At 71.9% G+C, this 11778-nt stretch carries 21 protein-coding genes; all 21 read left to right on the top strand.

Going from position 1 to position 11778, the window contains the following annotated elements:
* Positions 1–269: hypothetical protein (locus tag ACFXAZ_RS38210; RefSeq protein WP_384601258.1), on the top strand; the 269-nt coding region annotated here is incomplete at its 5' end.
* Between the two features lie 24 nt (positions 270–293).
* Positions 294–578, top strand: coding sequence for an HNH endonuclease (locus ACFXAZ_RS38205; protein ID WP_384601255.1), 285 nt, complete (start codon positions 294–296; stop codon positions 576–578).
* Positions 579–722: 144 nt separating this feature from the next.
* Positions 723–1100: a hypothetical protein gene (locus tag ACFXAZ_RS38200; RefSeq protein ID WP_384601252.1), complete on the top strand. Its 378-nt coding sequence runs from the start codon at positions 723–725 to the stop codon at positions 1098–1100.
* 10 nt (positions 1101–1110) lie between these two features.
* Positions 1111–1386, top strand: a complete 276-nt coding sequence (locus tag ACFXAZ_RS38195; RefSeq protein ID WP_384601249.1) for a hypothetical protein — start codon at positions 1111–1113, stop codon at positions 1384–1386.
* A gap of 20 nt (positions 1387–1406) precedes the next feature.
* On the top strand, positions 1407–1847 hold the full coding sequence (locus tag ACFXAZ_RS38190; RefSeq protein WP_384601246.1) for an AAA family ATPase: 441 nt from the start codon (positions 1407–1409) through the stop codon (positions 1845–1847).
* A gap of 306 nt (positions 1848–2153) precedes the next feature.
* A complete protein-coding gene (locus ACFXAZ_RS38185; RefSeq protein WP_384601243.1) occupies positions 2154–2465 on the top strand; it encodes a hypothetical protein in 312 nt (103 codons plus the stop codon).
* A 29-nt stretch (positions 2466–2494) separates the two neighbouring features.
* A complete protein-coding gene (locus ACFXAZ_RS38180; RefSeq protein ID WP_384601240.1) occupies positions 2495–4036 on the top strand; it encodes a terminase in 1542 nt (513 codons plus the stop codon).
* Positions 4018–4239 (top strand): hypothetical protein, encoded by a 222-nt coding sequence (locus tag ACFXAZ_RS38175; protein WP_384601237.1) that lies wholly within the window; start codon positions 4018–4020, stop codon positions 4237–4239. Before ACFXAZ_RS38180 ends, ACFXAZ_RS38175 begins: the two co-directional genes overlap by 19 nt.
* Positions 4229–4468, top strand: a complete 240-nt coding sequence (locus tag ACFXAZ_RS38170) for a hypothetical protein (RefSeq protein WP_384601234.1) — start codon at positions 4229–4231, stop codon at positions 4466–4468. The genes ACFXAZ_RS38175 and ACFXAZ_RS38170 overlap by 11 nt, the downstream gene beginning before the upstream one ends.
* Positions 4465–5784, top strand: coding sequence for a phage portal protein (locus ACFXAZ_RS38165; protein WP_384601231.1), 1320 nt, complete (start codon positions 4465–4467; stop codon positions 5782–5784). The genes ACFXAZ_RS38170 and ACFXAZ_RS38165 overlap by 4 nt, the downstream gene beginning before the upstream one ends.
* Positions 5784–6608 (top strand): HK97 family phage prohead protease, encoded by an 825-nt coding sequence (locus tag ACFXAZ_RS38160; protein WP_384601228.1) that lies wholly within the window; start codon positions 5784–5786, stop codon positions 6606–6608. The genes ACFXAZ_RS38165 and ACFXAZ_RS38160 overlap by 1 nt, the downstream gene beginning before the upstream one ends.
* On the top strand, positions 6605–8065 hold the full coding sequence (locus ACFXAZ_RS38155) for a phage major capsid protein (protein WP_384601225.1): 1461 nt from the start codon (positions 6605–6607) through the stop codon (positions 8063–8065). Before ACFXAZ_RS38160 ends, ACFXAZ_RS38155 begins: the two co-directional genes overlap by 4 nt.
* 68 nt (positions 8066–8133) lie before the next feature.
* On the top strand, positions 8134–8472 hold the full coding sequence (locus ACFXAZ_RS38150) for a hypothetical protein (RefSeq protein WP_384601222.1): 339 nt from the start codon (positions 8134–8136) through the stop codon (positions 8470–8472).
* Positions 8469–8891 (top strand): hypothetical protein, encoded by a 423-nt coding sequence (locus tag ACFXAZ_RS38145; protein WP_384601220.1) that lies wholly within the window; start codon positions 8469–8471, stop codon positions 8889–8891. The genes ACFXAZ_RS38150 and ACFXAZ_RS38145 overlap by 4 nt, the downstream gene beginning before the upstream one ends.
* 10 nt (positions 8892–8901) lie before the next feature.
* Positions 8902–9459 carry a phage head-tail connector protein gene (locus ACFXAZ_RS38140; RefSeq protein ID WP_384601217.1) on the top strand — a complete coding sequence of 186 codons (558 nt, stop codon included), beginning with the start codon at positions 8902–8904 and terminating at the stop codon, positions 9457–9459.
* Positions 9460–9927 carry a hypothetical protein gene (locus ACFXAZ_RS38135; RefSeq protein ID WP_384601214.1) on the top strand — a complete coding sequence of 156 codons (468 nt, stop codon included), beginning with the start codon at positions 9460–9462 and terminating at the stop codon, positions 9925–9927.
* 18 nt (positions 9928–9945) lie between these two features.
* Positions 9946–10275, top strand: a complete 330-nt coding sequence (locus ACFXAZ_RS38130; protein WP_384601211.1) for a hypothetical protein — start codon at positions 9946–9948, stop codon at positions 10273–10275.
* Entirely contained in the window at positions 10275–10442 is a 168-nt protein-coding gene (locus tag ACFXAZ_RS38125; protein WP_384601208.1) for a hypothetical protein, read from the top strand. Before ACFXAZ_RS38130 ends, ACFXAZ_RS38125 begins: the two co-directional genes overlap by 1 nt.
* Entirely contained in the window at positions 10442–10924 is a 483-nt protein-coding gene (locus ACFXAZ_RS38120; protein ID WP_384601206.1) for a hypothetical protein, read from the top strand. The genes ACFXAZ_RS38125 and ACFXAZ_RS38120 overlap by 1 nt, the downstream gene beginning before the upstream one ends.
* Positions 10924–11451 carry a hypothetical protein gene (locus ACFXAZ_RS38115; RefSeq protein WP_384601203.1) on the top strand — a complete coding sequence of 176 codons (528 nt, stop codon included), beginning with the start codon at positions 10924–10926 and terminating at the stop codon, positions 11449–11451. The genes ACFXAZ_RS38120 and ACFXAZ_RS38115 overlap by 1 nt, the downstream gene beginning before the upstream one ends.
* Positions 11452–11466: 15 nt before the next feature.
* On the top strand, positions 11467–11778 hold a 312-nt coding region (locus ACFXAZ_RS38110), incomplete at its 3' end, for a hypothetical protein (RefSeq protein ID WP_384601200.1).

The raw sequence follows: 11778 nt of genomic DNA, 5'->3' as shown, positions 1-11778 counted from the left end.
GTATACGTGACTGCACCGAGGCAGCGGCCTTCGGCCCCGAGGATCGTCAAGCATGCGTCGACGCATGGGCCGAGACGATCAGCAATCGCCCGGCCGGCTTCGACCCGGACACGGACAGCGACGCCGAGCCGGACGCCTGTGCCGGAATCCCCGGGGACGACTGGCTGGACGCCTACACGGACGGACTCCAGCAGAGCAACGAGACCGGCCGCAACGAGATCGACGAATGCCTCGAAGACCCGTCATGCACGAGCATTCCCATCGGGTAGTCCCGCTTTGAGGGGGTGGCGCCCGTGGCTGGCAACCCGCGCAACGGGCGCCCCTACCGCAGACTCTGCACCCGCCAGCGCGCCCTCGGCCTCCCCTGCTGGTGGTGCGGCCACCCCATCGACTACAGCCTCACCGGCACCGACGCACAACGGTCCCCCTGGGCGTTCACCCTGGACCACGCCCAACCCATCTCCCGAGGCGGAGACCTGCTCGACCCCGCCAACGCCCGCAGCGCGCACCGCCGCTGCAACAGCGCCCGGGGCAACCGCATCACCACCACACCCGCCCGAGCATCCCGAAGGTGGTGAGCGTGCTCATCCCCCGCACCCAGCCTCCGCCCGGCCTGTACCGATACCGCTCCGACTGCCGGAGCGCCGCCTCGCCTGCCGACTCCTGGGCCGCCACAACGTGACGTGCCTAGGCCGCACCGACCACCCGAGGAGACGGCGACCATGAGCAACAGCGAGCAGGGCTACGCAGCGTGGCGTGCCGAGCAGCTGCGCCGCGCCCAGGCGTTCAGCCTGCTGTGGGCCGAGCGCGCCGAGACCGAGTACGACCGGGCGGTCCAGCACGAGGACTACGCCCGCCGCCAGGCCGAGAGCGCCTACCAGCAGGACGCCCTGGCGCACGCCCGCCGACAGGCCACCTTCCACGGCGTACGCTCCACCGAGGCCGTCCGCCTCGCCGAGATGTGGTCGCACGTCGCCCGCGGGTTCGCCGCCGGACCGCCCCCGTCCGAGGTCCTCGTCGTCAACGGCACCGTCACCGGGCAGGACACCGCCCGCCTGCGCGCCCAGGCCGCCACCCGCACACCCGGCCACACCGTGTGACCATGACGCCATGAGGCCGTTCCGCAGGAAGCCCGCCCCGCCCGGCCCGCGCCCCGACCGGGCCAGGATCGCCAGGCTCGAACACGAGCTGCTGGGCGTGCGGCACGAGCCGGGCAGCGCGGAGGCCGCGGCCGTCGCCGCAGCACAGTCGGCGGACCCCGACGCATGCGCCCACACCAACGTGGTGGAGACCCTCGAACTCGGCCAGGCCAGGCGTACCGGCCTGTGCACCGCGTGCGGCGCCGCCATGGTCCAGGCCGACACCGGCGCATGGTTCAGGCCCTGACCATCCGGAGGTGACGCACCGTGCTCTACGTCATCACCGGCCCACCGGCCTCGGGCAAGTCCACGTGGATCCAGGCACATGCCCGCTCGACGGACATCGTGATCGACCTGGACCGGATCGCCCAGGCCCTGACCGGCCCCGGCGCCCCGGCCTGGAACCAGGACGAGGTGGTGCAGCGCGTCGCGCAGCGCGCGCGGTTCGCCGCCATCGACGAGGCCGTCAAGCACCGCGACACCGTGGACGTCTACCTGATCCACACCATGCCCAGCCCCAAGGCCAGGGCCCACTACCGCAGGCTCGGCGCCCGCATCGTGGTGGTGGACCCGGGTGAGGACGTGGTGCGTGAGCGTGTGGCCGCGATGCGGTCGGAGGGCATGGGCCGGGTGGTCACCCGGTGGTACCGGGACTACCGGCGTGGTGGGTCACGCCCCGTCACTGCCCAGGCGTCACGGGACTGGTGACGGAGCGCGAGCAGCGTCTGATGACTGTTCGCTGTCGCTGATCGTGTCCGGTGCGCCCGCTGTCGTGGCTGCCCGGGTGTGTGAGGGGAAGGGGGAGGGGGGCCGTGTCCCGACGTGGATCGGGAGGCGGGCGACCCAAAAGCCCTTTGTCTCCCGCCTCTCTCCCCGCGCTGCGGCGTCACTAATACACGCGAACTCAGTTCGCGTGTATTAGTGACGCTCTGTCACGCCATGCCCGTCACGCTCGGTAATCCCTTACTTGTCACTGTCGGTGACTATCTGTCTGGTTACGGGGGGTGATGTCCGGTGGGTGACGCTCCGTCGCCGGGTCGGCGTCTGCGCCGCGGCGCTGTCGCCAGGGCGGCCTCGGCCCAGCTCGCAGACCTCGGCATCGACCCCGCCGGGCACGCCCTGGCCGCGGTCGCGCTGCGCCTGGCGGCCGAGGTCGACTCGGCCCCCGACCCGAAGGCCGCCGCGACCGCGGCGCGGGAGCTGCGGCAGGCCATGGCGGTGGTGGTCGCCGCGGCGCCTCCGAGGGAGCGGGGCGACAAGGTCGATGAGATCACCGCGCGGCGTGAGCGGCGGCTCTCTCCGGGTGCCGCTGAGGGTGCCCGGTGATCGGGTGCCAGACCCCGAGGATCCTGTCCGTGCCCTGGCGCCGGTACGTCGGCACCGGCCGGTGGGACGGGACCGAGGACCAGGAGGCGCTCGCCTTCCAGTCGCCTGCGGGGCAGGAGTGCATCGAGCTGGCCGAGGACGCCGGTCTGCATCTGGACCCGTGGCAGCAGCTCGCGCTGCATCACAGCCTGGTCGAGGACGACGAGGGCCGGTGGGCGTCGCTGGACGTCGTGCTGAACGTGGCCCGCCAGAACGGCAAGGGCGGGTTCCTGGAGGCCCGCCAGCTCGGCGAGGTCATCCTGTTCGGCGGCAGGCTCGTCATCCACACCGCGCATCAGTTCAACACCGCCCAGGAGTCGTTCCTCCGGCTGGATCAGGTGATCGAGGGTTCGTACGCGTTGAGCCGCCGCGTCCGGCGCGTGCGCCGTTCTCACGGTGAGGAAGGGTTCGAGTTCTTCAACGGGGCACGGATCCGGTTCCTGGCGCGTGGCGGTGACAGCGGGCGCGGGTTCTCCGGGGACCTGGTCCTGATGGACGAGGCGATGAAGCTGAGGGCTGCGCCGATCGGGGCGCTGATGCCGGTCCTGTCGGCCCGTCCGAATCCCCAGCTGGTGTTCACCGGTTCGGCCGGGCTGGGGGACGAGAGCGAGCAGCTGGCGCTGCTGCGGGCCCGCGCGATGGCCGAGGGGGCTTTGGATCCGTCGCTGACGTATCTGGAGTACTCGATCGCTCCGCATTTCCGGGAGTGCCCGACCGACGCCGAGGGCCGGATCGTGTGTGAGGAGCACGACAGCCGGGACGAGGAGCGGTCGTTCGCCCGCGCCAATCCCGCGTTGGGGATCCGTATCCGGACCGCGTACGTGTTGCAGGAGAAGCGGGCGATGCGGGCGGACCTGTTCGACCGTGAGCGGCTCGGCGACGGTACCTATCCCGAGGTCTCCGAGGAGACGTGGCAGGTCATCCCGATGGAGAAGTGGGATGCGGGCGAGGACGCCACGTCGAAGCCGGAGGATCCGGTGGCGTTCGCGGTCGACACCAACCCGGAGCGCACATGGACCGCCGTCAGCATCGCCGGCCGGTCCGGTGACGGGGTGCACACCGAGGTGGTGGCGCACCGGCCCGGTACGGACTGGGTGGTGGACTGGGTGACCGAGCGGGACCGGATGTGGAACCCGTGCGCGTGGGTGATCGATGAGGGCGGACCCGCCGGGTCGCTGGTTCCGGCGATCCGCAAGGCCCTGGCGTACGAGGACGACCCGGAGCGCGAGGACCGCTCCGAGTACCTGCGCTGCCCGAAGGTGCGTGAGGTGACGCAGGCGTGCGGGATCTTCTACGACCACGTCATGGACACCGGGACGCTCTACCACCTCGGCCGGGCCGGGCAGGCCCCCATGGCGGCGGCGCTGGCGGGCGCCCGCAAACGTGACGTGGGTGATGCGTGGGCGTGGTCCCGCAAGTCGGACGGTGTGGACATCAGCCCGCTGGTGGCGTCCACGAACGCGGTGTGGGGGTGGGAGATGTTCCACGACGTCGAGCAGGAGGAGGCGGAGCCGTGGGGCTTCTTCGGGTGACCCGGTGGCCGCGGCTGGCCCGGGTGCGGCTCGGCTACTGGGCGGGCTGTGCGGGCCTGTCGGCGGGCGCCGCGGTGCAGTTCGGTCCGGGCCTGGGGCTGATGACGGGCGGGGCGCTGACCGCCGCCTCGTTCCTGCTCCTGGTCGACGTCGACGTCGGGAACGGTGAGGAAGGCGAAGGGGGAGACGGTGGTGGACGGTGAGCTGAGCCTGGAGAAGGTCCCCGGCGGTGTCAGGGTCGTGCGCGCGCCCCGGCTGACGTGCATCGCACTTCAGGTCGTTGCCGAGGGGTGCGGTCACGCGATCCGGGTGGACGGGGACCGGATCGTCATCGCGGACCAGGTCGTGTATCAGGTGACCGCGTGGCAGGCGTCCCCGCCCGGGCTCACGGTCGCGCTGGTCGAGGACCTGCGGCCGGAGGGGGAGCGGTGACGAGTCTGTGGGAGCACGCGCGCCGTACGGCAGTACGGGACGACGGGTCGTGGTCGGTGGGCGGGAACGTCTACTACGGCACCGGCCGGCCGGTGGACGGCCGCGAGAGGCCGCTGCCGCTGGAGTTCGAGGCGAAGATCCGTCACGCGTACAAGGCGAACGGGCCGGTGTTCGCGCTGATGATGGTGCGGCAGATGCTGTTCGCCGAGGCCCGGTTCCAGTTCCGGCAGATCCGCAACGGCCGCCCCGGTGAGTTGTTCGGCACTCAGGATCTCGCCCTGCTGGAGAAGCCCTGGCCGGGCGGTACGACGGGCAATCTGCTGTCCCGGATGATCCAGAACGGGGACCTGGAGGGCAACGGGTACGTCACGAACTACAACCCCGGCCGCCTAAAGGTCTTGCGGCCGGACTGGGTCACGATCATCACCGGCTCGGACGAGGAGCCCGGTCTGCCGAGCGAGGCGATCGATTCCGAGCTGATCGGCTACATGTACGACCCGCCGACCGGATCGCAGCCGTGGTTCCTGCTGCCGGAGCAGGTGGCGCACTTCGCGCCGATCCCCGACCCCGAGTTCCAGTTCCGGGGCATGTCGTGGGTGACGCCGGTGATCCGGGAGATCGTCGGGGACACCGCGGCGACCCGGCACAAGCTGAAGTTTTACGAGAGTGGGGCGACACCGCAGGTCATCGTGTCGTTCGACGCGTCCGTGTCGATGGACAAGGTGAAGCGGTTCCAGGCGCTCATGGACTCCGAGCACAGTGGCGTCGAATCCGCCTACCGGACCCTGTACCTGGGCGGCGGCGCGGACGCCACCGTGGTCGGCAAAGACATGCAGCAGCTCGACTTCAAGGCCACGCAGGGCGCCGGTGAGACCCGGCTCGCCGCGGCGGCCGGTGTACCCCCCGTCATCGTCGGGTTCTCCGAGGGGCTGGCCGGGTCGTCGCTGAACGCGGGGAACTACGCCTCTTCGCGCCGGCGGCTGGCGGACGGCACGATGCGCCCGCTGTGGCGGGAGGCCGCCGGATCCCTGGCCCAGATCATCCCCGTCCCCGCGGGCGCGGAACTCTGGTACGACGACCGCGACATCGCGTGGCTGCGCGAGGACCGCCAGGCCGCCGCCGAGATCCAGGGCGTCCAGTCCCGCACGATCCGCGCGCTGGTCGACGCCGGCTACGAACCGCCGTCGGTGGTGGCCGCGGTCGAGGCCGAGGACTTCACCCTGCTGAGGCACTCCGGCCTGTACTCCGTCCAGCTGCAGGAACCCGGCACCGGCCGGACAGAGACAACCGCCCCACCGTCCACGCAGGAGGCGTGATGGACACCTTCACACGCAGCTTCCCGCTGGAGGACATCCGTGTCCGCGCCGGCGGGGACGGCCGCACCGTCGAAGCCTATGCCGCGGTGTTCGACACCCCCACCGAGGTCCGCGACCCGGACGGCCACTACACCGAGGTCATCGACCGCCGGGCGTTCGACCGCACCCTGAACCAGCTCGCCCCGGCAGGGTCCCGCTCCACATGGCGGGTGGGCGTGTTCTACAACCACGGCCGCACCATCTGGGGCACCCCCTCCGAGCGCGGCAGCATGCCGATCGGCACACCGCTGGAGGTGAAGGCCGACAGCCGGGGACTGCTCACGGTGACCCGCTACAACCGCACCGAGCTGGCGGACGAGGTCCTGGAGAACATCCGCGAGGGCGCCATCACCGGGCAGTCCTTCACGGGCGGCCTCATCCGCTCCGACCCCGGCCGGACCCCGCGCGGCGGATGGAAGCCCGACAGCGGCGGGAAGCTGCGCACGGTGCGCCGCCAGGAGATCCGGCTCAAGGAGTACGGGCCCACCCCCTTCCCCGTCTACCCGGACGCCGCCGTGATCGGCGTACGGGCCGAGCAGGCGGCCCGCCTGCTCGCCGACCTCTCACCCGGCGAGCGTGAACAGCTCGCCGCGATGCTCCGGACCGGCACCCCGCTGGACGCGCCCCAGGGCCCGTCAGCTGCGGGCCCGCCGGCCAACGGCGACCCCGACCCGGGCCCCGCCGCCGAGGACCCGCCCGACCAAGGGCACTCCGCTCGGCAGTCGATCGCGTGGATCAAGCTCCGCGCCGAGATCAAGGCCAGGAAAGCCAGGAGGGTCCCGTGACCACGACCAAGCGGAAGAAGAAGAGCGACAAGCTCAAGGAGGGCCTGGACGCCCTGCGCTCCGAGCTGTTCGAGCTGGAGGAGATCGAAGAGCCCGGCGAGGAGCAGGTGACCCGCGCGCGGGAGCTGCTGACCGAGGTCGACACCGCGCAGGAGGCGTACGACGAGCAGCTGGAGCACGAGCGGCGCGTCGACGCCGTCCGCGCCGCCGCCACCGTCACCGGCGCCCAGGAGCGCCCCGACGGCGAGGGCCCGCAGTTCCTGCGCTCCCGCGGCAACCCCTACGAGGAACTCGACCGCGTGCGCGGCGCGAACCTCGCCGAGCGGGAGACACGCGGGGATCTGCGCAGCCGCGCCCTGTACGCGGTGGAGCTGGCGGCCGAGCAGATCAGCGGGGACCAGCAGGAGCGCGTCGAGCGCCTGGTCCGCGGGGACCGGCGCGGGCGTATCGCGCAGCATCTGCTGCTGACCGGCTCGGACCACTACATGCGCGCGTTCGAGTCGCTGCTGGAGAACGCCGGGAACCCGGCGCTGCTCGACGAGGACGAGTACGCGTCGTACCGGCTGGCCGAGGCGCACCGCAGGGCGATGACCCTGACCGACGCCGCGGGCGGGTTCCTCGTCCCGTTCACCCTGGACCCGACGATCATCCTCACCAACGCGGGCAGCGCGAATCCGTTCCGGCAGGTGTCCACGATCAAGACGATCACCACCGACACGTGGAACGGCGTCTCCTCGGCCGGGGTGACGGCGGGATGGCTGGCCGAGGCCGACGAGGTCAGCGACAACTCGCCCGGGTTCGCCCAGCCGTCCATCAAGCCCGAGAAGGCATCGGCCTGGGTGCAGGGCTCGTTCGAGGTGCTCGCCGACTCCGGGTTCGGCACGGAGGTCGGGCCGCTCCTGGCGGACGCCAAGGACCGCCTGGAGGCCGCCGCGTTCGCCACCGGCGACGGCACCGGCAAGCCCAAGGGCGCGGTCACCGCGGTCGCCGCGGTGCCCGGTTCGGTCGTCGCCTCGGCGACCACCGACACCTACGCCGTCGCCGACGTCTACGCCGTCGAGCAGGCCCTGCCGCCCCGCCACCGGATCACCGGCCGCCCGTCGTGGATGGCCGCGAAACCGATCATCAACAAGACCCGCCAGTTCGACAGCGCCGGCGGCTCCAGCTTCTGGGCGAACCTCGGGATGGGCCAGCCCGAGCAGCTGATGGGCGCCCCGATCTACGAGGCATCCACGATGGACGGCACGATCAACGCCGGCCAGGACAACTACGCGCTCATGCTGGGCGACTTCCGCAACTACTACATCGTGGACCGGGTCGGCATGACCATGGTCTACGAGCCCCTCGTCAAGGGCGCCAGCGGACGGCCGACCGGCGAGGCGGGCTGGTTCGCGTACTGGCGCGTCGGCGCGGACATCGTCAACGCGGACGCCTTCCGGCTCCTGAACGTCACCTGACCCCACCCACATCCGGGGCGCGGCCGGCACCCAGCGGGCCGCGCCCTCCCTCGTTCCAGGAGCACACCGTGTACCGAGCGAAAGAGACCTTCTGGGGGCCGGACAACCGGCACGTCGTCAAAGGCGACCTGATCGCCCCCCACGACCCCATCGTCACCGGCCGCGAGGACCTGTTCGAAACCGTCGTCATCCCCCAGGCCGTGGCCCCCGCACCCACCCCGGCCGCACCGCACGACCCCACCGCCGGCGCCAGCCCGGCGCCGGACACCGGGCCGCCCGGCCCCGCGAGCACCGAGCCCACCGACGGCCCCGCAGCCCCCGCCGGACCACCGCCGGCGGCCGAGACGAAGACCGCGGCGAAGAAGACCACCCCCGCCGCCCGCAAGCCGGCGGGAGGCGTCCAGTGAAGCGCACCGTCTACAACCACGTCCGCGCCCGCGCCACGCTGGCGATCACCGCGCGGACCGCGGCAGCCAACGGCACAGCCGTCGACCGGAAACTGTCCGGAGCGGCCGGCACCAACGAGTGGTTCGGCGCGGCGATGCTTCTGGTCCACACCGGCACCATCACCGACGGCACCCACGCCATCACCCTCGAAGTGTCCGACGACAATGCCAGCTGGTCCGCGGCCCCGGCCGCCGACCTGCAAGGCACGCTGCCCACGATCGCCGCCGCGAACGACGACACCGTCTACGAGACCGGCTACACCGGCACCGCCCGCTACCTGCGCGCCGTGACCACCCCCTCGGGCACCACCACCGGCGGCGTGTACGGGGCGACGATCCTGCTCGGCTTCCCCAACGTCCTGCCCATTTCCCGGACATGAGGGGGCAGCCGTGCCGTTGCTGACCCTCGCCGACGCGAAAGCCCAGCTCAACCTCAAAACCGACCGCGACGACACCGAGTTGCAGGTGTACATCGACGCCGTCACGCCGGTCATCGAGGAGTACATCGGGCCGGTGGACCCCCGCGAGGTGAGCGAGCAGCACGACACCGGCACGGGCCGCCGGCTGGTGGTGCTGCGCACCATGCCCGTCCTGTCCCTCACCTCCGTGGAACCGGTCCTCACCGGCGGTAGCTCCTACCCCGTCGACGCCCTGGTCCTCGACGCCGCCACCGGCAGTGTGCGCCGCCGTGACGGCGGGTGGTTCCACGGCCTGCTGGAGGTCACCGTCCAGGCCGGACGTGCCTCGGTCACCCCCACCATCAACCTCGCCGCGCGGATGCTGGTGCAGCACCTGTGGCGCACCCAGCGCCCCAGCCGCAGCGGCGGCCTGGCGGGCGGCGGCGACGACTACAGCGTCAGCGAACCCATCGTCGGGTTCGGCTACGCCGTGCCCAACCGCGTCCTCGAACTCCTCGCCCCCTACCGACTTCCCCCCGGAGTGGCCTGAATGTCCAGGATTCCCGAAGTGATCGCCGCGCTGGTGGCGCTCGCCCGCGCCGACCCCGCATTCGCGCCGGGCGGCGACAGCGACGGCGTCACCGTGGCGGACGGGCCCGAGGTCACCGACGATGCCGCACCGGACTGGCTGATCGTCGGATTCGACGGCGACCCCACCGGGGACTTCGAGGCGGCACAGTCCGCCGCCGAGGCCGTCGGTCTCGGGACGTCCCGCGAGGAGCAGTTCCAGATCACCGTGGCCGCCGTCGCCAACCGCGGTGACGACGACGTCGTGGCCGCCCGCGCCCGCGCGGCGGAGATCGGGGAGCGCGTCACGGCGTGGCTGCGGGAGTCGCCGAGTCTCGGCCTGGACGGGCTGGAGGCCGGTATCGGAGGGACCCGGCTGGTGCTGGACCAGACCGAGCAGGGCGCGCAGGCGCGGGTGCTGCTGACCGTGGCCGGCCGCGGATTCATCTAGAAGGAGGAGAGAACCCACATGGCTGCACTGACCGCCACGGTGATGCCGCTGACCGGCGCCGCCGTGACCTACACCGCCGCCGCCGGGGGCGGGGACACCGCGCCCACCGGCGTCGGGGTACTGCTGCTCGTCAAGAACGGCGACTCCGGATCGCACACGGTGACCCTGGTGACGCCGGGCACCGTGAACGGGCTCGCGATCGCAGACCGGGCGATCAGCGTGGCGGCGGGCGCCGAGGTCGGGATCCCCGTCACGAACGACTACCGCAACCCCAGCACCGGCCGGGCGGCGATCACGTACGACGCCGTGACCTCCATGACCGTGGCGGTCATCCGGGTGCCGGTCTGATGGCCCGCGTGACGATGGCCCACCCCGATCTGCCGGACCAGCCGATCGAGGTGGACGAGGCGGCCGTGCCGCACCACCAGGCGGCGGGCTGGCAGATCGCCGAGAACCCCCCGACCAAGAAGACGACGACGGCGAGGCGCCGCCGGAAGACAGGAGATGAGAGCTGATGGCGACTCCGATCAACGCGAGCATCCGCTACTACCGGCGCGGGACGACCAAGGTGTTGTGGGTGCCGAGCATCGCGAGCAAGGCGGCGCCGACCCGCCCGGAGATCAACGCCGGGACCGCGCTGGAGGGCGAAACCGGGGCGATGGCCGGGTGGCAGACCACCTCGGCCACGGTGCCGACTGCTGCCCTCGGCTCGCGCTTCACGCCGACGGTGCCGGGCGAGATCACCGCCTCCGAATCGTCGCTCACGTTCTGGGCGTCCAAGGACGGCGACGACGTACGCACCCTGCTGGTCCGCGAGGCGACCGGGTTCATCGTGTGGATGGACGAGGGCGACATCGCCGGGCAGACGATGGACGTGTACGCGGTGCAGGTCACCAGCCAGGCCAAGGTGAGGGAGCTGGACAGCGCGGCGCAGATCATGTGCCAGTTCGCGATCACCAGCGAGCCCGCCGAGAACGTCACCATCCCCGCAGCCTGATGCCCAGCTCCGTACAGATCACAGGCACCGGCCAGCTGGTCATGCTGTCCCGCCGCCTGCGCGCGGCAGGCGGCCCCCGCCTCAGGCAGAACCTCGCCCGCCGCATCCGGCGGGCAGCCGAGCCCCTACACCGTGACCTCCAGCAGGCCATCCGCACCCAGTCACTGGTGTCGGAGGGCCGCAAGCGCAACCGGCAGGGCGTCCAGGGGCGTGGCGGCCCCTCGCCCACCACCCGCCCGTTCCGCGCGATGCTCGCCGGCGGAGTGCGCATCAGCGTGGGACAGGGCAGTACCCCCGGCGCGCGGGTGTGGCTGGACTGGACCCGGCTGGAACCGGGCACGTCCGGCGTCCCGAAGCAGATCAACGAAGGGCGGCTGCGGCACCCCGTGTTCAGCAACCGCTCCCGGTGGGCGACGCAGTGGGCGCGGCCCGCGGGCTGGTGGACGCGCACCGTGCAGGCCGGGACCCCGCGCATGCGGGCCGAGGTCGAACGCGTCCTGGGCGACGTCCGCCGGGACCTTGAGTAGAAGGAGCAGCAGCACATGATCGTTTCCCTGCGGCAGGACGACGGCACCGCCGAGCGGGTGTCGACCGGGGACCTGTCCGCCCTGGAGGCCGCCGCCATCGAGGGCCTGGTGGGCGTGCCCTGGCGGGTGATCGAGGACCGGCTGCGGGCGCAGGACGTCACCGCCATGCGGGCCGTGCTGTGGGCATTCCGCAAGCGCGACGATCCCCAGCTGGAGTTCGCCACGTTCGACATCCCCGGCTGGCGGTACCGGCTGCGCGCCCGCATCGAACGGGCCGAGATCGACGAGATGCTCACCAACATCATGCGCGAGGCCCTCGCCACGAGC

The organism is Streptomyces sp. NPDC059477 (assembly GCF_042749375.1).
Taxonomy (GTDB): domain Bacteria; phylum Actinomycetota; class Actinomycetes; order Streptomycetales; family Streptomycetaceae; genus Streptomyces.
The sequence above is the reverse complement of the archived record's forward strand: the minus strand, read 5'-3'. Positions and strand labels throughout refer to the sequence as shown.

What these genes read in the sequence shown, in the direction of transcription:
- ACFXAZ_RS38115 (WP_384601203.1), top strand. Translation starts at nt 10,924, where the DNA reads ATGCCCAGCTCCGTACAGATCACAGGCACCGGCCAGCTGGTCATGCTG.
- ACFXAZ_RS38125 (WP_384601208.1), top strand. Translation starts at nt 10,275, where the DNA reads ATGGCCCGCGTGACGATGGCCCACCCCGATCTGCCGGACCAGCCGATC.
- ACFXAZ_RS38160 (WP_384601228.1), top strand. Translation starts at nt 5,784, where the DNA reads ATGGACACCTTCACACGCAGCTTCCCGCTGGAGGACATCCGTGTCCGC.
- ACFXAZ_RS38135 (WP_384601214.1), top strand. Translation starts at nt 9,460, where the DNA reads ATGTCCAGGATTCCCGAAGTGATCGCCGCGCTGGTGGCGCTCGCCCGC.
- ACFXAZ_RS38130 (WP_384601211.1), top strand. Translation starts at nt 9,946, where the DNA reads ATGGCTGCACTGACCGCCACGGTGATGCCGCTGACCGGCGCCGCCGTG.
- ACFXAZ_RS38120 (WP_384601206.1), top strand. Translation starts at nt 10,442, where the DNA reads ATGGCGACTCCGATCAACGCGAGCATCCGCTACTACCGGCGCGGGACG.
- ACFXAZ_RS38195 (WP_384601249.1), top strand. Translation starts at nt 1,111, where the DNA reads ATGAGGCCGTTCCGCAGGAAGCCCGCCCCGCCCGGCCCGCGCCCCGAC.
- ACFXAZ_RS38200 (WP_384601252.1), top strand. Translation starts at nt 723, where the DNA reads ATGAGCAACAGCGAGCAGGGCTACGCAGCGTGGCGTGCCGAGCAGCTG.